The following is a 25,477-nucleotide window of genomic DNA, read 5'->3' as shown; positions in this document are numbered from 1 at the left end:
CTATTTTATATTAGAACTTCCACTTCACAAATGCTTCCATAGCCTCGTACTCTGCTAAGCCAAGCTGGTTATATGTTCTTGCGGTTTCGCTGGTGCGGTCTTCGGCACGTACCCAAAACTCTCGGGCATCATCACCCGGGAAAACCGGCCTGTCTTTTTGCGACTGATGTTTAAAAATAGCCAAACGTTTACGCTCCACTTCTTCAGGAGATAATGGTACGCACATTTCAATTTCATGGGTTTCAAATTCAAACCATGCGCCACGATATAGCCATAACCAGCAATCCTTAACCCATTCCTCGGTTTTGCCGAGGCGTTTTAAAGCTTCCAAAATAATATTGAAACAAGTTTCATGCGTACCATGCGGATCGGCAAAATCGCCTGCGGCATAAACCTGTTGTGGTTTTACCTGTTGCAATAAAGTCATGGTTTGCTGGATGTCGTCTTCGTAGGAAACATTTTTGCTCACCTTCCTCCTATCGTAAAAAGGTAGGTTTTGAAAATGGATATGATCATCATCCAAACCAACAAAGCGCGCACCTGCAATAGCTTCTCCCTTACGAATCAAACCTTTAATGGTTTGCAGTTCTTCAGGGTCAGTTTGGTTGGGTTGTTTTGTGCTGATGAATGAACGGGTAGCTTCGTATAATTTCTCAATATCACCACAGCTCACATTTTGCGATTTGGCGAAATCAAGCGAAAATTCAATATATCTTAATGCATCATCATCCCAAACGGCAGTATTGCCTGATGTTTGGTAGGCCACATGCACATCATGCCCCTGATCTGCCAGACGGATGAATGTACCGCCCATCGAAATCACATCATCATCCGGGTGTGGTGAAAATACGATCACACGCTTTTTAGCAGGATTTGCTCTTTCCGGGCGCTGGCTGTCATCCGCATTTGGTTTACCACCCGGCCAGCCGGTTATGGTATGCTGCAGCTTATTAAATATGTGTATGTTGATGTTATAAACCGGGCCTTTTTCGGTAGCCAACTGGGCCATGCCGTGGTTATTATAATCATCCTCGGTCAACTTTAATATCGGTTTGTTTAATGTTTTGGATAACCAGATAACCGCTTTTTTAATCATCTGTTCGTTCCAAACACAATCCTTTACCAACCATGGTGTATTAAAACGGGTTAGTTCTGATGCGGCATCGGTATCAACAATAAACTCAACATGATCAGATAGCTGTAAATAGGTAGCAGGTACATCGGCAGAAATTTCGCCTTCAACTGCCTTTTTCAATATTGGCGCTTTTTTTGCACTCCAGGCCATCAGGATAATCTCGCGGGCCTTGAAGATAGTACCAATACCCATGGTAATGGCTTTGGTTGGCACATTGGTTTTTCCACCAAAATCATGCGCGGCATCACTGCGGGTTAATTCATCCAGTGATACTAAACGTGTACCTGAATTTGGCGCGGAACCCGGCTCATTAAAACCGATGTGACCCGTACGGCCAATACCCAATATTTGTATATCCAAACCACCTAATGCCGATATTTTTTGCTCGTAAGCCAGGCAGAAACCTGCAATATCTTCCTGTTTTAATGTACCATCAGGGATGTTTACATTATTTAGATTGATATCCACATGGCCAAATAAATGCTCTTTCATAAAAGCATTATAGCTTTGGGCCGCAGTTGGCAGCATTGGATAGTATTCGTCGAGATTAAAAGTAATTACATTTTTAAAGCTCAAACCCTCTTCTTTATGCAGGCGAACCAGTTCGCTGTATACTGCAATGGGGGTTACACCCGTGGCTAAGCCTAAAACGGCGTTTTCACCTTTGGCGGCTTTTTTTTTAATTACTTCGGCTATGCGTTTTGCAACTATTTTTGATGCGGTGAGCTTGTCGGGGTATACCGTTACCGGTAGTTTTTCAAATCTTGTTTCTTCTAAAAGATTTAAACGTGGCATATGTATTTAGTATTTGGGTATGATGTATCTTCACTCAGGCATTCTACTTTATCGCCGGGATTTCTACTCCGGTTTCTACATTCTTCCATTCGGTTTGAACAATGTTTTCCAGTTCTTTCCTGTTTAATTCAAGCATTTTAAACAACTGCATTTGCGCATGTGTACGTTGCAAATTATGTTCGGCGAAATGTATTTTGTAATACACATCGCCTTCCAAATAATCAGTTAAAAACCTGATAGATTGCATATATGGTAACAGTAACACACCCATTATCAGCGATTTTAATTCTGCTTCTGTAAGGAATGACTTGGTTTGACTCAGATATCCTTTGGTAAACTCAGCGAACAAAGGAATATTTAATTGTATAGTATTTAAATCGGCTTCATCTTCCACCGCAGTATTGATAATGGTGCGGATGGCATCGCCAAAATCAAAAGCTACATAGCCTGGCATTACGGTATCCAAATCAATAACGCATTGGATATTATTATCCTTATCCAACAGGATATTATTGAACTTGGTATCATTATGCGTGATGCGCACCGGTAGTATTCCTGCTCTTCCCATTTTAGGGATCTCATTCATGGCAACAGCCCAGCTATTCAAAAAGTCAACTTCTGATTGTACTTTTTTTAGCCTACCGGCAGAGTTCTTTTTGATTGCATTCTTGAAATCATGTAAACGCTTTTCAATATTCAGGAAATCAGGAATCGTATCGATCAAAACCTTTGGATCAAGATCAGACAACAAATACTGGAACCTGCCAAAGGCTACCCCACCCTGATGGGCTTGTTGTTCAGTCGTAACCAGGTCGTAGCTTTTAGTATCTTCTAAAAAACAGGTCATGCGCCAGTAGTTGTCCTGCTCGTCTTTGTAGTAGTACCTATCTGTTTTTGTTGGAATAAGCGTTAGCACTTCTTTATCCGGATTGCCACCTGCTTTGCTTATTTTTTGTTTCAGATGATTTACAACAAACAGCATATTGTTCATTAAACCATCGATATTTTTAAACACAAAGCTGTTTATTTTTTGCAACAGGTAGCCCGGATGAACCCCTGTTTTGCTTTTAACCAGGTATGTATCATTAATATGTCCCGATCCGAAATTTGAAATTTCGAAATTCTCACCTTCCGTATTAAAATGTGCAATGATGTCGGTAAAATTATAAGGCATTGCGTTGTTATTCATATATGTTATGTAACCTGGTTTATTCTTGTTTTTGTGTTAATTAAAATATACAGTACAAATATAATACATTTTGCGTGCCCGTGCACACATTTTATAAATTAACACACATTTTTTATTTATTTATTTTTATTTCGCTCATAACTACCTAGCTTCCATAACCTTTACTTCAAATGGAGCTAATTTAACCACAAAAGTTTCACCAGTATACAATGGTGTTTTTGCATTTGTTTTAGCATCATAGAAACTATAATTAGCGCTATAACCGGTAGGTATGTCTAATACTTGCCTTGTATGTATTATAAATGTTTTTGTGTGCGATGTTGGGTTACGTAAACTCAGCACGCCCTTTTTATCGGCCCAGCCAGCATAACCATAAACTTCACCTTTTAACGGGTTACCGCCAACCCAGTGGGTATCAGCTAATTGTTTAGCGTGTGCTTTTGACCAGTTTGATGCATCACGAATACAATCCCAATCCACTGAATTTAATTTGTGCGGATCAACATACAATTCCTGCAAGCTTGTTCCGCTGCCGAAAAATGCCCAGATCTCATCGCTGATGTTTTTGTTATCCATCTCCAGTGTGCCAGGCAGGCCACGATCTGCAATACAAATACCATGATACATTACCGAGTTTAAAGGATATAGCGGTGCACGTTTTACAATATTTTCATAAGCCTGACCGTCTTTGTAGGTGATCCATTGCTGGCGTTTGGGTCCTTCGCCGCCTAAACCGGTGTCATCACCTGCGCGCCAAATGGCATCACCATATTTTAACCAGTAAACTGATGGCCATGTGCCAACAGTTAAGCTCAGGTATAAATCAGGTTTATCGGTACGCAACTCGGTTATCAGCTTTAAAAATGCTTCTATATCCTTTTGATAAGTGATACTGGCACCACTTGCGCCGTTACCTGCACCTACCCCATCAAACTTGAATATGCTGATGTTATAATCCTTGATAAATGATGTAGTTACGCCCCTGAAACGTTTGTAATAGTTTGGCCCTGTTAATGAAAAACCATTTTCATTAGTTTCAAAAGGCGGGGTTTGTTTTGCACCGTAAGCAAGGCGTTGTTTTTTGTGCTCATCATAACCTCCCCAAGGCGAAATCCATACACCAAGCGTTGAATTGGCCTCTTTAGCTGCTTTAGCTATATTGGTAAACCCATTAGGGAAACCTGAGTTAAATTGCCACAATGTTTTAGTATCATCCCAGCCATCATCAAACAAAAACGCTTTCAGTTTTACATTGCGTTTGTCTATCAGGCTGTCCTTAAATGCTTTTATACGATCAAGGCAAACAGAATCGTTTAGTTTACTGTCATCCCACGAAATATCAAACCAGGAATTATAATGCAAAAACTGGCGATAAGGCACCGCTCTTTCGCGCTCGGTATAGTACAGAAAACCACGGCGCAATTGACTGGTAGGCGTAGTACCCCAAACCGATGATATAGTCAGCGGCGCTGAGTTATAAACCGGGTTTAAACGTGGTAAATAAATGGACACACTGCTCTTGTTAGTCAATGTCTGACTCATCGGGTGCTCCAATGAGAAAAACATGTTGTTGTGCACCAATGGCGAGCCATCAACCGTACCTTCTTTTTTTATGCCGATGGATGATGGTAATTGTACCAGCGTAATTTTGGAGATCTTAACCGAATCCGCAGCATTAAAGGTGAATATCTGCCGAATATAGTTACCCTCGTTTAACAAGCTCGCTTCCCAATGAACTTTTAGGCCTAGTTTAGCATCTTCCAGATCAGCGCTTAGTTTTTTGCCGGACAGTCTATCTGCGTATTTAAGCGCGCTTTCATCTCCGGTTATATCTGATATAGTTGCTGAACCTACCAAAGTAAATTCATTTGATGTGACGGTTTTATTGCCAATCAACAATAAAAATAAAGCGCTTTTACCAATGGCTAAATGCTCCTTAGTTTGCTTATCACTAAAACCGGCAATAGTTAATTTATTGCCATTAGTGGTAAAACTCATTGCTAGCGCATTATTTTCAAAAGTTATGGTTTTGTCTGCTTTTTTGATTGACGCAAGGCCGGGTTTATTGCCCGGGTAACCAACCTGGGCAATAGAACCATTTAACCCGGCAATCAACCAAATCAAAAACAAAAAAAGTTTCTTGTACATATTATTTACTTTAAAAAGGATTGTTATTAATATATTTTTCCCACGTCCATGCTGATGACAACATACTGGTTAAATCGTTTTCGGCTTTCCAGTTTAGCTCTTTTTCGGCAAGGCTCACATCGCCCCAAATTTTCACAATGTCCCCGTCACGTGGCGGACCAATACGATAATTCAATTGCTTACCGGTAACTTTTTCAAACGTGTGGATCAGTTCCAGTACTGAATAACCGTTACCTGTACCCACATTAAACACCTCATAAGCAGCGGCCATTTGTTTCGCTTCCATGCGTTTTATGGCGGCAACATGTGCCTTAGCCAAATCAACCACATGAATAAAATCACGGATACAGCTACCATCAGGCGTATCAAATTTATCGCCAAAAACAGTTAATTGTTCACGCTTACCGATGGCTGTTTGTGTGATGAATGGCACCAGATTTTGTGGTACACCATTTGGCAATTCGCCAATTAAAGCTGATTGATGCGCGCCGACCGGGTTAAAGTATCTTAGGGCGATCACTTTTAAATCGTCAGTCGCGTTTGCCGTTTCCTTTAATATCTCCTCGCCTATTTGCTTGGTATTGCCGTAAGGCGATTCTGCTTTTTTTATTTCCGCTTGTTCTGTAACGGGTAATATATCCGGTTCGCCGTAAACGGTGCATGACGAGGAGAATACAAAATTCACTGGTTTGCCCGCCAATGAGTTTAACAAGTTAACCAGCGTTGATATATTGTTATCGTAATACAACAGCGGATTTTTAACCGATTCGCTTACCGATTTTGAGGCCGCAAAATGTATTACGCCGCTTATATCGGTATGCTGTTTTAAAAATTCTATGATCGACGATTTATCACGCAGATCGAGTTTTACAAAGGCAGGGTTTTTGCATGTGATAGTCTCAATTTGTGTGAGTATCTTAATATCCGAATTGGACAAATTATCTATAATAACAACCTCGTAGCCGTTATTTTGTAATTCAACAACTGTATGTGCACCTATGTAGCCCGTGCCCCCTGTAACCAATATCTTTCCCATTATTATTATTTAACCACTAAAGTCCCTTGTAATTTGTTATAACCTGTTGTTGTTTCCCAGGTGTTATTATTTGCTAATTGTATACTAAAATTTGGATTTGTATTTAACGTAGTTGCATTATCAGGCATGTTTAACAACACATCATAATTGCCCGCTGTAATACCCGATGGCATAGTTAATGTTTGTTGCAAGTTGATAGTACCTGTATACCATTTGCGTATATCGGTATTAAATGCCGCCACAAATACTTTGCCTGATGTTTGATTACGCAGAACCAATTGTACCGGCCTTGGGTTATACGGAGAAGCGTAACCAATATTATCAATAGTTAGGTTAACGCTGATGTTTCCGGTAGCGCTTACTGACGTTGGCAGCTCTGCTTTGCGTAATACAAAACGATAGCCTAGTTTTTGTTTGATGCTATCCATACAACCACCGGATACCCAGTTGTTGTTCAGGTCGAGGTTATAAACCGCATTTAAAAAGCTGTAATGAAACGTTGCGAATTCTGACTTTGCTATACCGGTTGGCTCGCATTCATTTTGCGGGGTGTAAGCATCGCTACAAGTTTCACCGCCAACAGCGGTGTACTTGGTATCATATGATTCGTAATTCCTTAAAGCAGTTGTTGCATCCGCTTCAGGGGTTGATGAGTTACCGTAGTCGAAATAAGTGCCTTCATCATTGGTACTTGATAAAAAGCAATCGTTGTGGAAGCCTATACGTGCTTTATCCGTTTCGGTAAAGGCTTCGGCATCGGTCATGGCTGGTGAATTTACATTTGCCTGAATACCATAAACATATCTTTCCTTAAATTGAGGTGTACGCACTTGTACCATACGATCGGCAGGTACAGCAGCCAACATCGCTTTTAACACATCAATACGATCCTGCCAGTTTTGGTCGAGCAACTTTCCCTGGCCGTTAGAAGATGCATCACCAAAATAATCGGTATAATAATTCTCGCCATAAATACCTATAAAGCCTAATTGCATAACCGCGATTACATCTTCGTTTGCCTGTAAATGCGGCGCCAACTGACTAATATGCTCTAATACTACTGCCTTAGTTGCATCACCATAAAGAGGACAAACCGATTGCTCAGCGCAAGTACCGGAATGTGTAGTATTGGTGTAGATAAAACGCGGTATAAGCTTTACGCCTGCTAATCTTGCAGTAGCGCAATCCTGATCGAATTTTGTCAGAAAATCAGCAGATATAGGGCTGGTTACAAAACTATCCAACACGTACTCTACAAAAACCAGGCTACATGATACCGTGTAGGTTGCGCCTGTGATACTCGTACTACTCCGGTAACTAGCCAGCAAACTTTGGCTAAGCGGAATGTAATTATTTGAATGTATCTCCGCATATTGAAAAAAACCACGCTCAGGGTTTACAATATCCTGGGTACTCTCGGTATACGTAGCAGTTGTTGCTGTATCTGTTGGCGTATTTTTAATGGCCATTTCTTTTTTGCTGCACGACATCAGGAATAATGCTGATGCGAGTAACAGTGCTAATGCTTTCATGATTGTTTAATTAGTATTAATTAACATTTATAGTTTCTTAAAAACAGGCACATCGCCCAGTCCTACCTCAACAATCTTTACTGATGGCCCTTTGAATATTTTTCCATCTTCACTTTGCCATTTACCTTTCGGGAAGATGATTTTCCGATGATCAGCCTTTTCTAAAACAGGCGCCACCATAATCATTTTACCCAGCATAAACTGATCTTTAACCGTATCTAATCCCTGTCCCGGGAATTCGTATTCCATATTCCTAACTATAGGTTCGCCGGTTATGGTTGATTGCTTAACCGTTTGCATGATATAAGCAGTATATTTTTGCCTAAGTGCTACAGCTTTTTTTACCGCTGCCAAATGAATTGCATCAAGAATACGCCAAGGTGCGACTGAGAACTGCATCATCGGCATTAGCGCGCTACATTGGGCTGATCTTACTACCAAATCCTGATCAAAATGGTTTAGGCCAATAAATGAACCGTATTCTCCGCCGCCAATCATATCCGGGCAGGTAAACTGGTAACCTAATAAGCCAGAGGCTGTAATGTTTGGTATCAGTTTTTGCAGATCGTTCCAGTTATGTTTTTTATCGCGTAACCTTTCAGCCAGTGGTTGGCCACCTCTTTTCCACATTGCGCGGTATTCATTTAATGGGTATGATAAGCCAATGCTTCCCCATAATTCAGATTGTTGGTTAGGTGTTGCAGGTTTAAAAGAGATCACGTTTGAAGGATAAAACTCCATATCCCCGGCATCAAACTTAAATCCATCAAGGCCGTAAGTATCCACCATGTATTGCAACTGTGTTTTATACCATTTTATAGCATCGGGATTAGTAAAATCAAGCTCGGCGCTATAGCCATTCCACCAGCTGATTATTGCCGGTCGGGTTGCTTTATCCCATGTTAAGGTTTTATCGCCCTGGTCATCAAGTAATAGCAGTTTTTTTGCTTCAAGATCTCTTGATATTTCACTATCTGATGAGATGAACGGACAAACCCAAACCATTACTTTAAAGCCTAGTTGATGCAGTTCGGCAATCATTTGTTTGGCATCGGTAAAACGGTCTTTTCTAAAACTGAACTTGCCGTAAAAATCCATCCAGTTATCATCAATCATCAACACTCCCGGAGGAAACCCGTTATCTATAATTTGATGAGCATATTTTAAAATATCGGTTTGGTTTTGATTATAAACCAACTCAATCCAGGTATTGTATTGCGGGCGGGCGAACAACAGACTATCAGGCATCTGGCCGCTTGCCGCGAATTTGCTTTTACTTGCAGCTTTAAACGCATCGGCTAAAGTGCTGCCTGCTTTTACAACTGAAACGCTATCTAATGCTTTATCAATAATTAATTGGTTGCCTTGTATTGTAAATTCAAAAGGCTGATCGCTCCATATATAGCGACCTTTGGTTGATAATAATAATGGTGCGGATTGATTGTCTTTATTATCACCATACAAATTAAAACTATAACCATTTTGAAAAGGCATTATGTGGCCATCATCAACAGTACCGCCAAACCATTTCTCACCGGCTTCAATAGTTATATTTTTTTTAGCAGATTGATTTGTTTGGGCAGAGGATACCCCGCATACCCATATTAAAAGGCAGGTTACAATAGTTAGCTTATTCATTTGTTGGTTTATATTTTGATAAACACTTTATGCTTACTCAGGAAATAACACAGGTACCACTCAGCAAATAAGGTAACCAGTGCAGAAATTACAGCTATAATATTTAAAGGCATACCAGTAACGCCTATAAATCCTTTCACAAAAATACCTATGGCGCCATTGAACCATTGCGCACCAACGGTTTCAAAAAACAGGTAAATAAATATGGAATTCATGCCCACTACTACACAAACCCAGGCATATTTATTTACTTGTTTAATATCAACCAACCAGTATAAGAAGGCCATAATGATCAATACCCATCCACCTGATGCTAAAGTGAAAGAACTGGTGCTTATGCGTTTGATGATAGGGACAATATTTGTAACATCAAGCCCGAAACCCAGTACCAACCCAACCAAACCTGCTATTAGCAGGTAAAGTATTTTTTTATTAGCTGATTCTTTTGAGATCAACAACCTACCCGCCAAAACGCCCCAAATTGTATGCGCGGCTGTAGGTATTATATTTATGGCTACCCATCCATCGGTATTTATCTTACCCATTAAAACGGTATCCATATAAGCCCCGAAATTGTGAAACTCTACATAAGGTTGATTAAAGCCAGGCATTAATATGTTGCGATATAATACATCAGTGATAATCAATAACGCGACAGAGAAAGCGATCTGGAACCAGAATGACCTGTTAATAATCAGATAAGCAATAAGCGTTGTAAAGGCCAACTGTGTTAACACATTCCAAAGCTCGAACACTAATTTACCGGCGTAAACACAATGAAGGCATGTGCCCAGTATAAACAGCTTTAATGATCGTATGGCAATGTGCTTAAGGTTTTGCTGCCAAGTTATCCCCTTTTGCAATTTTGAGTGGTAAGAGATATACATTGCCGCCCCGGCCATCAGCATGAAGGCAGGTTGCACACAATCCCAAAAGTGCAGGCCATGCCATGGATCATGAAAAAATTGGTTAATAAAACCGTCGGCTACACCTCCTAAATGCAGGGCCTGCAAATTTACATACACCAGGCAGCTTTCGCCGGCCAACAGTATCATGATTAGGCCTCGCATTACATCTAAGGAAATGAGCCTGTTTGACGATTTTGGAATGATGTTTTCCATTTAAACTAATTATTAACTATAGCTGATATTAATATTATTGGCTGATATCAAGTGTAATAGGTGCCGAGCCATTACCTGGCATCCAACCGATATTGTTATAAGCATCATCACTTACTATAATAGCTATTTTCATTCCGCCACCAGTTAAACCACTTATTTTACTGCGTGATAAGGCCATCTCGAAAGTAGTAACCCCATTTACTTCCTGTACTGTGCCCAATGTGTAAAACCCGGCGATACTTAAAGCATTGAATGAAAAAGAATTCTGAGCGCCGGTGTGCTGATATTGAACAAGCGGAGTTCCCGTATTATAAAGCACTTGACCTTCAAGCAAATAATCATAACCACCACCAGGAATTGCTCCGGTTGTTAAGCCTGTTAACGCACTATTATCAGTATCCAGGTAAAAGTCGAATATATTTGCATCAGTAACATGTACTGCCAATTTCATATAGATGTATATGTTCTGGCTATCATAATCAAATTTAGCTTCCTGTACTACACCACCTAACGCGGCTGTAGGCGGTATTACAATATTTGAAATTGTATCCCAGTCGGCCAATGTATTGTCATTCAACAATATTGGCGAACTTTTAGATACGTGAATAATTGTTGAACCATTTATTACATTTCCGTTGTTTAACGTTGCATACAAGGTAACTACATGTTTGCCTTTTGCTTTATAGGTATGCACGGGGTTGGTTTCGGTTGAACTGGTAGTGTCACCAAAATCCCACCTGAATGATTTGGCATCGGTTGTGGTATTGGTAAATGTAACCGTATAACTTTTTACCGAATCAGTAAAAACCACATCTTTCACCGGTAGTTCAGGGTTCTTTTTACAGGCCTGAAATCCTATCGCAAGGCTTCCTAATAAAAGGCAGCCTAATATATATTTGAATTTTTTCATATCATTTTTATTAAAAAACAATTAAATATTTTACTAATAACTATGGATTTTGAGTTGCTGCGGTATTAGACAGTATCTCGGCCTCCGGTATGTAATAAATGATCTTGGTACTGGTATAAGGGATGATCATATTAGGATAATTAGCAGGAGCAACACTTAGGTTAATATCACTCGCTTGTAAACCTTGCAAATGATAGCCCCAATAAGTTTTATTCATACTTTGTTTGTTGCGGTATACTGTAAAAGTACGATCGGCCTCAAACGCTAATTCTAATCTTCGTTCCTGTAATACCGCGCCTAGTACAGTTTGGCCTGTCGGTACGGTGCCATTGTAAAGCGCTCCTGATAAACCTCTGTTCGACCGGATGAAATCCACATCGGTAAGTGCGGCTGATGTTTGGCCCAGATTTGCCTCAGCCTCGGCCCTGTTCAGATACATTTCTGAAAGGCGGAACATAATTGGCGAGCTTAGCGTTGGGCTACCTCCCTGAAAAGAGAATTTAGTTACATAATAAATCGGGATGCCATTTTTGTATTGCTGCGCACCTGATGAATCAAGATCGTCATCAATATATGAGGTACGTACATCTGATGGGTTTTGAGCATACAAGTCGCGTAGTGGCTGCGAAGCATATTCCTCGCCCCAGCCAGAGTTACCATTAGAATAGTATTGAGAAGCTAGAGAACCTAATTTACCATAATCATCTAAGGCATCAAATGCTATACAGAATATAGTTTCTTTATCAGTTTGTGCATTTGCAAAAAGTGTTTTATAATCTGAAGCAGTTGCTTCGGTAAACTTACCTGAACTGATTACAGCATTACTATAAGTGATAGTGCTTTGATAATCGCCTTCGTAAAGAGAAACACGTGATAATAAAGCTTCAGCTGCTTCTTTTGTTGCAAAGGTAACACCCCTTGATGCACCATCAGTCATTAAAGTAGATGATTTGATAGCATCGGCAATTACTTGTGCATATACATCTTTAACTGACGAACGTGCTTTTATGGCCGGATCGGTAGTAGAGGTCCTCAAAACAATGCCAGGAGCAGTTGGATTGATGGTATATGGTTCTGCAAAAAAACGAACTAAATTAAAGTGACAGAAAGCCCGTAAAAAGTAGCACTCGCCAATTAGTTGTTGTTGAGCAGCACTTGGGTTGCTTATTTTTGATCCTGCTTCAATAACTGTATTCGCGTCACTGATGATTTTGTAGGATATGTACCAGAAATAACTGGCATTTTGCTGAGTTGGCGTAAAGCCCAACGAGAACGTCAGAAAAAATGGATCGGTTGTTACTTGCCCGCATACCACATCATCCGAAGCAAAATCAGACATCTGGAAATACTGGCGCAGGTACATATTGTTCAAATCGGTAGTACCTTCAAATACCTCATGGTCTTTGAATAAAGCATAAGCACCGTTTACCGCGTTTAACAAACCATCGGATGTTGTTGCTAATGATGCTGTGGTTACCGCATTGGTAGGATTATCTTCAAGCTTACAGCCTGAGTATATAAGCATTGAAAATGCTGCTATAAGTAATAATTTATTTTTCATCACCTGATCTTTTAAAATTTAATATCAATGTTTAGTAAAAACTGGCGGTTATCCGGATACTTGAAATCGGCAACACCTGGCGTAACAAAATTACCCGGGGTTATAGTTGTTGCAGGGTCCTGGCCCAGATAGCGGGTGAACGTATAAACATTATCGGCACTTAGTGATAGGTTGATATCGCTTAAGTTAAGCCTCTGAGCAAAAGTTTTAGGTAACGAATAACCGAAAGCTATATTCCTTAAACTTAAGTAGCTGCCATTTTTAAGATACCTTGTTGATACCGAAGTTGAATTGGTGTTATTTTCAGGACTTGGCTCGGTTGCAATATCACCGGGATGTGTCCAAACGCTGCTACCTTTAGGCAAAACTATCTGGTTTAATAACGGCTCGCTGCCATCATTTTCAACCTCAGCAAGGTTAGCGTTATAAACCTTATTACCGTACAGGAAGTAAGTGTTAATTCTCAGGAAGAATTTCTTGTACCTGAACTCGTTATTAAAACCTCCCTGGAATTTAGGCAATGCCGAACCTTGTTCCTGCAAAGTTGCAGAAGCATAATTAGAGGTTACAGAAGTTGATGTTACTTTACCATTGGCATCTTTGTTTTGAACAAGCCACTGCGGTGCGCCTGTTTGCGGGTTTACACCCTCCCATGTAGGCATGTAAAACTCATACAAATTGCCACCGGTGCGGTATATTTGTGATACAGCATCTTCGCCGGTTGAAATAACTGTTGAAGGAAAATCCTGCAATTTGTTATTGTTAAAGCTGATGTTAAAGTCTGTAGTCCACTGGAAGTCTTTATTCTTGATGTTTTGGCTACTGATAGCAAATTCTAAACCATTGTTAAGTACCTGTCCGGTATTTTCCCACTTAGTTTCAAAACCAACTGATAATGGTTGAGCAACCTGTAACAGTAAGTTTTTAGTAACGTTATGGTAAGCATCAACAGTAATGTTAATACGGTGAAATAAACCAATATCAAAACCTGCATCTAATTGGTGTTTGCTTTCCCATGTTAAATTAGGGCTTTCTAATTGTAGTGGTGTTGCACCTACAGCTGAATTATATTGGCTGGTAAGCGAATACAAACCTAAATACCTTGATGCGCCAATATCCTGCGTACCGGTTATACCGTAGCTTAAACGTAATTTTAAATTATCAACCGCATGGTTGTCCCTTAAAAAATCTTCGTTGCTTACTAACCAGCCAGCTGATATGGAAGGAAACGTACCATATTTATTACCGGGAGCAAATGCTGATGAACCATCGACCCTGTATGAACCGCTTAAGAAATAACGGTCTTCATAGCTATAGTTCACTTGTGATAAATAGGATAAAATTGACGGGCTATCAGGTGAACCATTTACGGCCTGGCTGTTTGCAACAACATCTAAAGATGAAAGACCGATCGGCAAACCTTTACCTGAGGCACCAACAGTATTAGTTTGGCTACCTTCAAACTCCACACCTGCTAAACCATTAATAGCGCTTTTACCTAGTTTGAAATCAAATTTCAATAAGTTGGTTGATATACCACCATAATCGTAAGTGCTTTGATCGTTTAGATAACCGGTACCATGATAGACGCCTTCAACTTCCGGGCTATAAAATGTAGAACTATAATAGTAAGAAGCTGAGCCACGATTAGTTGTACTAAATGACAACCAAGGTGTTATAGGTAAGTTTAAAGCAAGATCATAATTGATATCGAAACTTTTGAACGGATGATCTGAATTATCTATGGTATTAATCGGGTTTGTTTTATCCCTCGACCACCATGTGAACTTAGAATTACCATCAACATAAATGGCGTTATGATTAGCATCATAAGGGTTATCCCATGGCAAGTTTAAATAAGCGTAATAAATATCATTATAATCATAGCTCTTACCTTCGCTACCGCTAATATTAATGTTATTGGTAAGAGTTATCTTGTCAGTAAAATGATAAGTATTGTTAGACCTTAAATTAACACGTTTATAATCCGTATTCATAAAAGTTCCACCTTCGTCGTAAAAAGTAGCGCCGAAATAGTAATCGTTTTTAGCGGTTTTACCCATTGCCGAAAAATAGTAATTCTCAACAGGGGCCGGTTTAAACATGGTAGTTAACCAATTGGTATTGGTATTTAATATTGAAGCTGGGCGTTCAGATTGAAACTGCACCAAATCAATCACATAACTATTACCAGTTGCTCCCGGGATGTAATCGCGGAACAGTTGTTTCTGGTTTTGATACAGCTCGCTGCTGTTCATCATAGTCATGGTGCCAAAATCTGGTGTTCTAAAACCGGTTACGGCTTTAAACTCGTATTGAGTTTTATCGCCTTTAGCTTTCTTAGTAGTGATGATGATTACACCACCGTTAGCTTGTGAACCATAAATAGCGGTTGCGCCTGCATCCTTTAATACAGTAACACTTTCCACATCATTAGGGTCATAATCACCACCGATGATACCATCTACTACAATTAGTGGGGCTTGTGCAGCATTTACAGATGATACCCCCCTTAGTCTGATTTCAGATACTGAACCTGGAGCACCCGAAGAGTTTACTACCTGTAAACCAGATACCTTACCTTGCAGCATCTCTCCGATATCATCTGAAGTAACATCCTTCAGTTTTTCTGCTGATACCACGGTGATTGCGCTGGTTAAGTTACCTTTCTTTTGAGATGAATAACCGGTAACAACAACTTCTCCCAGTTGCTTGTTATCTTCTTCCATTACAAATGAAATTTTGTTTTGATCTGCGGCAACCGGGATAACTTTGGTAGTGTATCCAATTGAGTGGGCTTCAAGGATAACAGCACCCGGGGTCACATTAATTGAGAAAAAGCCATCAGGGCCCGACGCTACCGCGCCTTTAGTAGTGCCTTGTACTTGAATAACAACTCCTGGCAAAGAGGAGCCATCTTTGGCTGTAACCTTTCCTTTTACTACCCTTTCCTGGGCATAAAGGTTACAATAACTAACTACTAATAAAAGAAAGAGTAAGAGTTTTTTCAAATTAAACATAGTTGATTTGTTAATAGAGCGTTAACGGATAGGGTCATTTTAGTTTGGGTTTGTATTAGGTGGAAATAGATTAAATAGAAAAGTAGTGTGTTCGCATACGCAGAATTTAATTGTGTATAACATACAATATGTATTCATTATTATACCTATTGTATTGCTAAACCAAATATATGTAAATTAATTGCGTGTTCGCACACATCTAATAAAAGTTTTTTATAAAAAAATAAACTTTTATGATTTTAACAATAAATTCATATTTATAAATCAAAAATCAACAAGTTAAATAACAATTATTTAACAAATTGATAATGAATCAACAATCAACTAAGCGAAAAAGAATCAAATGGAAGGTTTGGCTAATTCTACGCTGCTTACGCGAACGCGATTGCACCAAAAAACTGAGGTAGGTGAAAGTTTGGCTGAGGATAATCTATGGCGTTCCAGCTGAGGAAATGCGGGGCAGGAAGATCATCGCCGCATTTAAAAAAATTCGCCCGGCAATGCAGCCCGGCTAATGAGCTTATAGAATTATGTATAAATAAGGTAAAAGGAATGCTTAAAGTAAGCTCCCATGCTGTATTGCCTTTATCATCCGGCGAAGCAGTAATTGTATGGTGGCTTTTTATTTTGGAAATTATTGCTTCACTCAGTATTTCACGATCATTTTTACCTGTCCCATAGCCAATTAGTGCAGTTGCGATACGATTAAACTCTAAATTATAATAGTTTTCATCATCGCCGAAGGCAATAAAAAACTCCACGCAACTGTCTTTATATACCGGATCGTTTATTTGATGGTAGTCGGCCTTAACGTATTTTTCAGTAACAAAATATTTCAGGAGGATACTGTCTTCGGTGTATACCATAGTGAATGACACTACTGGCCTATAACCATCATTACTCCATAATAAGTGGTCAATACTTTGCCTTTCGCTACTGTTTAAAAATGAAGAAACATCTGCCATACCATTATTAAGTTCGTGGTTTGAAATAAAGGCAATATGGAAGTTTTTCATGGACAAGCTGCGTGTACGGGCACAAATATAATTTATAATTAATAAATCAACCTCAATAATTAAATATTAGGGAACGAAGGATCTTTTTCGTCCAGAAAATAATTGAGGTTTTCTTTGGTCACAATATCCAGCGGAAGGTATTTAAGTATAGGTACTTCTTTTTTAAACACCAAATGCTCTGCCAATTGATAAATACCCCAATACCCCTGTCCTTTCGGGTTCTGGTTAATGAGGAAACTGATATTACCTTTCTCCAGGTAATGCAGGTTTGGCGGTATTAAATCGTAACCTATTAGCTTAATATGGGTGATGTGGCGCTGCTCTAAATATTTAGCTACATCATAAGCCTGCGAGGTAGTTACAAATATTTGTTTAAGATCAAGGGTTTGTTCAAAAATCTCATCAAGTTTTTTAATAAAACCCGATTGACTTGATCTTTTCAACTCTACCCTTAATATATTGTATTGATGATCGAGGTTATTTTGGGCGAAGTAATTTTTGAAGCCCTGCTCTTTTTTTACCAAGTGCTGCGCATTGCTTATTTCCTCGTCAATATGCGCTATTAATATAGAGCATGGCGAAGGCTGCCCATAATGCACCAATTTAGCGGCTACCTGCCCGCTTTGGTAAGAATCCTGACCGATATAGCTCAAAGGATCATAATCAGCTATCTGGGTATTGAAAAGCACAAACGGAATTCCCGCTGCGCTCCATTTTTCAAAAAAAGTTAACGTTTCCTTATAATATATAGGGGACAGCAATATGCCATCAGGATTTCTTTGAGTGATTTCGTTTGCTTTGGCAACGTAGGCATCCACATCCTGCGGGTCAAATACAAATTGCTCAACGGTAACACCATATTGTTTCAGGTCCTGCTCTGCTCTTTCAATACCTGATTTAGGAGCCAGCCAAAAGTTATCATAATTATGATCGGGAAGCAGGGCGGCAAAACGGTACTGCTTTTTTGAACCCAGCATACGAGCCATCATGTTTGGCTCGTAGTTTAGTTCTTTGATAATTTTTAAAACACGCTCTTTTACGTCGTCGGCCACGCGGCCGCGATTATGTATAACCCTATCAACGGTACCGGTTGACACATTAGCTTTGAGCGCGATATCCTTTATACGTATTACCGAACTTTGCGAAACAGGTTTATTCTTCATCACTGGATACAATATTACAAATATCGATATTAAAATTGCGTGCTTTTTTTTAAACACATTAATATTATTACCTAAATCATAGAAACACTATAGAAGATGAAACAGAAACGTCATTTCGAGGAACGACTAAACTAGCTATCCAAACCCTTCACCAATAATATTAAAACCTGAAAACCTTTGGTCAACTTGTTAGTTTATTATCATTATGGAAACTAACCGACTATCATCAACACTTGCAGCTGCGCTTAATGCGCAAATGACAAACGAGGCACATAACTCACAGATATATCTTGCTTATGCCGCTTGGGCAAGCGAAAAAGGTTACGGTGGCGTCGCCAATTTTTTATTCAGGCACGCTAATGAAGAACGTAACCATATGATGAAGTTTTTGGAGTATATCCTTAAACGCGGTGCCAAGGTTACTATCACCGAAATACCCGGCCCTGGGGCTAACCCAACAAGCGTTAATGATTGTTTTGAGAAAGTATTTAAATACGAGGTGGCAAATACAACCTCTATTTACAATATTGTAAATATGAGCATGGCCGAAAAAGACTGGGCCACCTGGAACTTTTTACAATGGTTTGTAAAAGAACAAACCGAAGAAGAAACCATGGCGATGGATCTACTGGATAAAATAAAAGTAGCTGGTGGACCAAATGCTAAAGATGATGCCTTATTTGCCCTGGACAGCGAGTTAGCTAAAACACCCGATGATGCTATACTGGCACAGGATGTTACCGTAGAAAAACCGTAATTTAAAACGCCTATAATTATTTAACTCCTGGCATTAAAACCGCCAGGAGTTATTTTTTTGAAAAATTTTACACGCCGCTAACCGGCCAGTCGCACAAGATCTCGATTTTTGTAGTTTATTAGCGACCGGACCATCATGCATAAAAAGCTGCTATTATTTTTCTTATTGTTTAAGCTATTACCAGCCTCGGCACAAACCGACTGGAAGTTTAATAGTGAAAATGACGGGATAAAAATTTATACCAGCATCGTTCCTAATTCAAAAATAAAAGCAATTAGGGTGGAGTGTGATTACAAGGCTACGCCTTCACAATTTGTTGCTGTGTTACTGGATATAAAGGCTTCGCCAGAATGGCTTTACCACACTAAGTTTTGCAAAGTATTTAAACAAGTTTCGCCACAGGAACTTTATTATTACTCAGAAGTTACCTTACCCTGGCCTGCCGAAAACCGGGACTTTGTTTCGCACCTTACTGTAAGCCAAAATCCAACCACAAAAGTTGTATTGGTTGATGGCCCGGCTGTTCCCGGATTTATTCCAGTAAAATCAGATATTGTGCGTGTTGACCACTCAGGTAGTCAATGGGAAATTACTCCCTTAAATAATGATGAAATCAGGGTGATCTACACTTTACATGTTGATCCCGGAGGCGCATTACCTGCCTGGCTCATTAATATGTTCGCAACGGAAGCTCCGACGCAGATCTTCAAAAATCTAAAAACAGAGTTGCAGAAATCGGCCTACAAAAACGTCACACTTCCTTTCATCCAAAACTGATCAGGAAGCCAACCAATCTTCAACCGCTTTAACGGTATCGGTATAAAACAGTTTGTACGTATTTTCGGTAACATAACCAACATGCGATGTTGCCAGTAGATTGTCCATTTTCCGGAAAGGGTGATCCGTAGGCAATGGTTCTGTATTAAAAACATCAATTGCCGCCCCAGCAATTTTATGCTGCTGTAGTGTTTCTATCAACGCGGCTTCATCCACTAACGGGCCACGGGAGGTATTAATAAAATAAGCCGCAGGTTTCATCAAGGATAAGTCCTCTTTACCAACAATTCCTCTTGATCGATCACTTAGTACCATGTGGATGGTCACAAAGTCAGCCTGTTTAAATAATTCTTCCTTGCTAACTAATTGCGCGCCCGATTCGGCTGCTTTCTCCGCGGTAAGATTTGGGCTCCAGGCAATTACATTCATATCAAAAGCTTTGGCATAAGCGGTAATTTTGCTACCTACCCTACCCATGCCTAAAATGCCCATGGTTTTCCCCTTAAAATCGCCGCCAATTGTTGTTTGCCATCCACCTGATTTAAAGTTATTACTCTCCTGCGGGATGTGCCTGGCAATGGCCATAATGAGTGCCCAGGTCATTTCGGGCGCGCCGCTTTCTAAATAGCCTGTGTATTTCAGGGTGATGCCGAACTCTTCAACCGCTTTTGTATCGATGGAGGCATTGCGCATACCGGTAGATACGATCAGCTTTACATTAGGAAGCTGTGAGAGTATATTACGACTGAGCGGCGTTCTTTCGCGCATTACGCATATTACGTTAAAGGGTAGCAACCGCTCAATTACTGTTTTTTCATCAGCAGTATGATCGGTAAATACTTTTACCTCTGCTTTAGCAGTAATAGCCGACCAATCGGCAAATTTGAAGGCTACCTGCTGGTAATCGTCAAGCACGGCAACTTTAACGGGCGAATTATTCATCATATTATAGGCTTATAAGGCGCTACAATATTACATGTTTTTTAACGCTATATGTTTTGATTAATTCATAAGCAGGAATAATTTATTCCTGCTTATTCCGCATGTACCTCGTTCTTTACGTCTTCACGTTCCACCATTATTTTGCATTCGCCTATTAGTGCCGCGATAGCGCCTATAGCAGCCAGTATGGGCATAATTAAAACACCTATAAGGCCAAAGGTTAGCGGGAAGCTGGCCAATTCCTTATCGTATTTATCGTAGATGGTGATTTTACGTACATTACCTTCTGCTATTAGTTCCTTAACCTTTTTTACCAGGTTCTCGCCGTTGATGTGAAATGATTCTTTTGTCATGATGTTTGTTATTTAATATAACAAAGGTATATCAGCCTAAAAAAACGGTACTATATAAATCGGTGTGATGTGGTTTTTTGTCGGTAAAATTGCAGATAATTCGGTGATTATCATTAGATACAAAACATATCCACCTAAATAAACTTATACCAACATGACTTCCGCTATTATCATTATCCTCCTCGTTATTGCAGCCGTGTATTTTGTATTCCGCAAAAAAGGAAAAACCACACCCACTGTAATTGATTTAGAACCTACCGAATACCAAAAACTGTTAACTGAGCATGTGGCTTTTTACCAGAAACTTGATACTACCGGCAAAGACCGCTTTGAGCAAAAAGTCACCGACTTTTTAGCAGAAACTAATATTGAAGGCATCGGCACAGAAATTACGCCGCTCGACCGTATACTAATCGCGTCCAGCGCGGTGATACCAATTTTTGGTTTCCCGGAGTGGAAATATAAAAACCTGACCAACGTGATATTATACCCGGATACCTTTGATAAGGATTTTCAGTTTGAGGGCGAAAACCGCAATATTATGGGCATGGTAGGCACCGGTTATATGAACGGGCAAATGTTGCTATCAAGGGCTGCTCTTACCAAAGGATTTTCGAAAGATAGTGGCAAAGAAAACGCCGCCATACACGAGTTTGTACATTTATTGGATAAAGCCGATGGCGATACCGATGGCATACCCGAAACTTTTATACCGCACGAATACGCGGAACCATGGCTTAAGATGATGCACCAGGAAATGCACCACATCAGCGATGGGCACTCCGACATCAACCCTTATGCGCTAACCAACGAAGCAGAATTTTTAGCTGTTGCATCTGAATACTTTTTTGAAAAACCAACGGAACTACAACATAAACACCCGGAGCTTTATACGGAGTTGAGCAGGATATTCGGGCAGGATTTGGCGGGTTAAAAAAATGTCATTCTGAGCATAGCGAAGAATCTGTACTGGAGTAAACTACCTTACAGATTCTTCGCTATGCTCAGAATGACAAGGAAATTGAAATCTCAGGCTTAATAAACAATACTTTATTTCGGCATAAGTTTATAGCTTTAAGAATTCCTTTAAAGCGTAGCTATGAATTTTGAGGCAGACAGGCAAACACTTAATGATTTGGGCATATTGCCAAATGCTAATAATCATAAATCAGTATTTGATTTATTTAATAATACCAAAACTCTTGGAGGCAAGGACAAGCTTACAGAAATAGTCCGCAAACCATTAACTGATGCGAGCGCGATCAAATACAGGATAGAAACTATCAGTTATTTTTTAAATAACGACACGAAATTATTGGTTGATAAACAATCTTGCGATTTTGCAGAATTCTACTTAAAAAAACATTACCATACCCGACCATTCTCACAGCTCATTGGCTTTTTTGAGAAAGTTATATATACCTTCAATAGTAATAACGATTACTATGTTATTCAGCAAGGCATTAGCAATACCTTAAGTATTTTAAACACCTTACTTAATTTTTTCGAGGCAGGTGTCGATGGATTTCCAAAACTCTTACAGAATTTTCGAACAATAATTTTAGAAACTTTTGCTAGTGAAGATTTTATTTTTATTAGGGGACTCATTAATAAACCTAAAATCAATTCCATCGAATTAGCCCGGGCAGATCGCATTTTAAGATACTCGGCAATTGATCAAATTAAAGTTTTACTGGATATTGTTTATCAGTTAGATCTGTATATTTCGGTTAGTACAACTGCTAAACACCTGAGGTTTACCCTGCCGGTAATCAAAGATAACGGGCAACCAACATTGGTGTTTGAAGGACTTTTCCATCCATTTATCAATAACCCGGTGGTTAATGATGTGGCGTTTAATGCTGACCATAACCTGTGTTTTGTAACTGGTACTAACATGGCCGGCAAATCAACCTTCTTAAAGGCTGTTGGTATATCTATTTACCTGTCGCAGCTTGGCTTCCCGGTTCCGGCTAGTTATATGGAAACCAGTGTTTTTGATGGATTGATAACCACTATCAATATTGATGATAACATTGACAAAGGGCATAGTCATTTTTACAGCGAAGTACTTAGAGTAAAACACGTTGCCAAAAAGATAAGCGAATCGCAAAACGTATTTGTGATTTTTGATGAGCTATTCAGGGGCACTAATGTAAAGGATGCTTATGATGCCTCGTTGGCTATTATCTCGGCCTTTGCTAAGGTGAGAAAATGCTTCTTTATGGTATCAACCCATATTGTTGAAGTGGCTAATGACCTGCAATGCATCGATAATATTGATTTCAGATATATGGAGACTGTATTTGACGAAGGCAACCCAACCTATAGCTACAAACTAAGAGAAGGCATCACCGAAGAACGTTTGGGTATGTGGATAGTTAAGAATGAGGGAATAGTGGAGATTATTGAGGGAGCGGTTAAATAGTATGATATATTTCACACAATAATTGTCATTCTGAGCGTAGCGAAGAATCTTCTAACTGTGCAAAGTTCGCTATGCAAATCGAAGAAGATTCTTCGTTCCTCAGAATGACAAAGGGAGGATAGTAGGACTAAGTTTTATCTGTTTTAAGTTTAGTCCGCACAAACAACACCGCCATCAACGCTCCCAAAAATCCCAATCCCGCCGCTATGCGCATAATATTGGCGTAGGCTTTTATAAAGCTCTGGTGATAAGCTAGTTCAATTACTTTACTATCGGCGATTCCTTGCGGTACTTTGGCGTTGCCTAAATCAGCTGCTTGCGCCATTACTTCCTGCTTTTGTTTGGGGTTTAGTTTGATAGTTTTTACCTGTTGTTGTAATGCACCCGTAAAAAACAACACCGATAACGCTCCAAATATCGCGGTAGCAAAAACATTGGCAATACGCGACATGGCATTGTTTACCCCCGATGCTGTTCCCGAAAAATGATCACTTACTGAACCCATTACCGCAGCTGTTAACGGCGCTACAGTGAATGAAATACCCAAACCAAAAACTATTATCCCCGGGAAAAATGTCGTCCAATAATCACCCGGACCGGCAGTTTGTTTGACGAAGGATAGGATCAGTAAACCAACACCTGCCGCCGCCGGGCCGAATATTAATAGCAACCTTGGGCCATATTTATCTGCTAAAGCACCGGCGAATCGTGCAACGGAGATCATCATTATGGTAAAAGGTAAAAACGTTAGCCCGGATTGCAGCTGGCTATAGCCCTGTACTTGCACCAAATTAAGCGACATAAATAGCATACCTGCACCCAATCCGGCATATAAAAAGAAGGTGAGCAGGTTTGTTCCGCTAAATGTGGCGTTAACAAATAGTTGCAGTGGCATCATGGGATATTTGCTTTTGGCTTCGATGATGATAAAAGCTATTAGGAACAGCACTCCCGCGACTAAAGCTAAACATATCTGCCAATTACCAAAACCTAAGGCAGGCATCCGCAGAAAACCAAATGTTACCAGTGCTAAACCAAGCGCGATGGTAATAGCTCCGGGAAAATCCAATGATTGCTGGTTGCCCTCATCTCTGCTTTCCTTTACTTTTAGCCAAAGCATTAGCAAGGCTGCTATTCCGATAGGCACGTTAATGAAAAATATATAACGCCATAAACCGGCATCCCCCAGGGCACCGCCTAATATTGGGCCGCCCATAGTAACCACTGTAGTAAAAGCCGACCATGTGCCAATGGCCTTACCCCGCTCCTGTTGATTGATAGATGATGATATCATGGAAAGGCTTCCTGGAATCATTAAAGCGCCGCCAACGCCTTGTATCAGCCTAAAAACAACAAGGGACAATACGCCAGGCGCAAACCCACAGGCTGCTGATCCGCATATAAAAATAAAGATACCCGTCATGAATATTTTCTTGCGGCCCAACCTATCGCCCATAGAGCCACCAATAAGAATGAGCGATGCCAGCATGAGCAAGTAAGCGTTGAGTATCCAGAAGAGATCGGCGCCGCTGGCTTGCAAACTTTTTTGCAGCGATGGTAATACCACGTTTAGCGCGGTACCATCAATAAAAGCCATTGCCGAAGCCAGGATGGCCGAAACCATTACCCACTTACCGGCAGTGCTACGCAAAGCTACTGTAGCCATAATTTGATTTACAGGTTATTAGTAAAGCTACAAAAAGCAAACGATATACCATGGTGAAGATGCTGGGGCAAACCGGTGTACAGATTCTTCGCTATGCTCAGAATGACAATAAGGAATATAAACAAAATTGTTATGCTGAGGAGCCAAGCATCTGTACAAACAACCGGACGTTAATCCTTACAAAAACTGGGCTTTAAATTGTTTAGGTACTTATTGAATATTAAGTAAATATTTTATTTTTAATTAAAATGGCAACACTTTCACTGCATATTACCTTTGAAAACCAATGA

At 39.9% G+C, this 25,477-nt stretch carries 19 protein-coding genes; 4 read left to right on the top strand and 15 right to left on the bottom strand.

The features are described from left to right. Window positions 1–10 precede the first annotated feature (10 nt). The 12 genes from nagB to GSQ74_RS17390 form a co-directional block, all read right to left on the bottom strand. A complete protein-coding gene (gene nagB / locus GSQ74_RS17445) occupies window positions 11–1,930 on the bottom strand; it encodes a glucosamine-6-phosphate deaminase (RefSeq protein ID WP_158995506.1) in 1,920 nt (639 codons plus the stop codon). Between the two features lie 43 nt (window positions 1,931–1,973). Then, a complete protein-coding gene (locus tag GSQ74_RS17440) occupies window positions 1,974–3,119 on the bottom strand; it encodes a phosphotransferase enzyme family protein (RefSeq protein WP_254060912.1) in 1,146 nt (381 codons plus the stop codon). A gap of 141 nt (window positions 3,120–3,260) precedes the next feature. Continuing rightward, complete coding sequence (locus GSQ74_RS17435; protein WP_158995505.1) at window positions 3,261–5,267, bottom strand: enterotoxin; 2,007 nt, start codon at window positions 5,265–5,267, stop codon at window positions 3,261–3,263. A gap of 10 nt (window positions 5,268–5,277) precedes the next feature. Then, on the bottom strand, window positions 5,278–6,303 hold the full coding sequence (galE, locus tag GSQ74_RS17430; RefSeq protein WP_158995504.1) for a UDP-glucose 4-epimerase GalE: 1,026 nt from the start codon (window positions 6,301–6,303) through the stop codon (window positions 5,278–5,280). Window positions 6,304–6,308: 5 nt separating this feature from the next. Next, entirely contained in the window at window positions 6,309–7,835 is a 1,527-nt protein-coding gene (locus GSQ74_RS17425) for a DUF4832 domain-containing protein (protein ID WP_254060911.1), read from the bottom strand. A gap of 27 nt (window positions 7,836–7,862) precedes the next feature. Further along, window positions 7,863–9,473: a glycoside hydrolase family 31 protein gene (locus GSQ74_RS17420; protein WP_158995503.1), complete on the bottom strand. Its 1,611-nt coding sequence runs from the start codon at window positions 9,471–9,473 to the stop codon at window positions 7,863–7,865. Between the two features lie 8 nt (window positions 9,474–9,481). After that, window positions 9,482–10,594, bottom strand: a complete 1,113-nt coding sequence (locus GSQ74_RS17415; protein WP_158995502.1) for an acyltransferase family protein — start codon at window positions 10,592–10,594, stop codon at window positions 9,482–9,484. A 34-nt stretch (window positions 10,595–10,628) separates the two neighbouring features. After that, window positions 10,629–11,504, bottom strand: coding sequence for a PKD domain-containing protein (locus GSQ74_RS17410; RefSeq protein WP_158995501.1), 876 nt, complete (start codon window positions 11,502–11,504; stop codon window positions 10,629–10,631). A 40-nt stretch (window positions 11,505–11,544) separates the two neighbouring features. Then, window positions 11,545–13,065 (bottom strand): RagB/SusD family nutrient uptake outer membrane protein, encoded by a 1,521-nt coding sequence (locus tag GSQ74_RS17405; protein WP_158995500.1) that lies wholly within the window; start codon window positions 13,063–13,065, stop codon window positions 11,545–11,547. A gap of 11 nt (window positions 13,066–13,076) precedes the next feature. Continuing rightward, window positions 13,077–16,085, bottom strand: coding sequence for a SusC/RagA family TonB-linked outer membrane protein (locus GSQ74_RS17400; RefSeq protein WP_158995499.1), 3,009 nt, complete (start codon window positions 16,083–16,085; stop codon window positions 13,077–13,079). A gap of 371 nt (window positions 16,086–16,456) precedes the next feature. Beyond that, window positions 16,457–17,101 carry a carbohydrate-binding family 9-like protein gene (locus GSQ74_RS17395; RefSeq protein ID WP_158995498.1) on the bottom strand — a complete coding sequence of 215 codons (645 nt, stop codon included), beginning with the start codon at window positions 17,099–17,101 and terminating at the stop codon, window positions 16,457–16,459. 59 nt (window positions 17,102–17,160) lie between these two features. Then, complete coding sequence (locus tag GSQ74_RS17390; protein WP_158995497.1) at window positions 17,161–18,264, bottom strand: substrate-binding domain-containing protein; 1,104 nt, start codon at window positions 18,262–18,264, stop codon at window positions 17,161–17,163. Window positions 18,265–18,469: 205 nt separating this feature from the next. On the opposite strand from GSQ74_RS17390, the gene GSQ74_RS17385 reads away from it, so the two are divergent. Next, complete coding sequence (locus tag GSQ74_RS17385) at window positions 18,470–19,021, top strand: ferritin (protein WP_158995496.1); 552 nt, start codon at window positions 18,470–18,472, stop codon at window positions 19,019–19,021. A 135-nt stretch (window positions 19,022–19,156) separates the two neighbouring features. After that, window positions 19,157–19,798, top strand: coding sequence for an START domain-containing protein (locus tag GSQ74_RS17380; RefSeq protein ID WP_158995495.1), 642 nt, complete (start codon window positions 19,157–19,159; stop codon window positions 19,796–19,798). Here GSQ74_RS17380 and GSQ74_RS17375 read toward each other — a convergent pair whose 3' ends face one another. Both GSQ74_RS17375 and GSQ74_RS17370 read right to left on the bottom strand, forming a co-directional pair. Further along, window positions 19,799–20,743: a D-2-hydroxyacid dehydrogenase family protein gene (locus GSQ74_RS17375; protein ID WP_158995494.1), complete on the bottom strand. Its 945-nt coding sequence runs from the start codon at window positions 20,741–20,743 to the stop codon at window positions 19,799–19,801. It lies immediately after the preceding gene. Window positions 20,744–20,832: 89 nt separating this feature from the next. After that, entirely contained in the window at window positions 20,833–21,093 is a 261-nt protein-coding gene (locus tag GSQ74_RS17370; protein ID WP_254060910.1) for a DUF4342 domain-containing protein, read from the bottom strand. A gap of 154 nt (window positions 21,094–21,247) precedes the next feature. Here GSQ74_RS17370 and GSQ74_RS17365 point away from each other — a divergent pair, with 154 nt between their 5' ends. Then, window positions 21,248–22,027 carry a zinc-dependent peptidase gene (locus GSQ74_RS17365; protein WP_158995493.1) on the top strand — a complete coding sequence of 260 codons (780 nt, stop codon included), beginning with the start codon at window positions 21,248–21,250 and terminating at the stop codon, window positions 22,025–22,027. A gap of 165 nt (window positions 22,028–22,192) precedes the next feature. After that, window positions 22,193–23,521: a hypothetical protein gene (locus tag GSQ74_RS17360; RefSeq protein ID WP_158995492.1), complete on the top strand. Its 1,329-nt coding sequence runs from the start codon at window positions 22,193–22,195 to the stop codon at window positions 23,519–23,521. A gap of 127 nt (window positions 23,522–23,648) precedes the next feature. Here the strand turns inward: GSQ74_RS17360 and GSQ74_RS17355 are convergent, their stop codons facing one another. Continuing rightward, on the bottom strand, window positions 23,649–25,187 hold the full coding sequence (locus GSQ74_RS17355; protein WP_158995491.1) for an MFS transporter: 1,539 nt from the start codon (window positions 25,185–25,187) through the stop codon (window positions 23,649–23,651). Window positions 25,188–25,477: the final 290 nt, after the last annotated feature.

It is taken from the genome of Mucilaginibacter sp. L196, assembly GCF_009765905.1.
Taxonomy (GTDB): domain Bacteria; phylum Bacteroidota; class Bacteroidia; order Sphingobacteriales; family Sphingobacteriaceae; genus Mucilaginibacter.
This window is presented reverse-complemented; position numbering and strand designations above follow the sequence as displayed.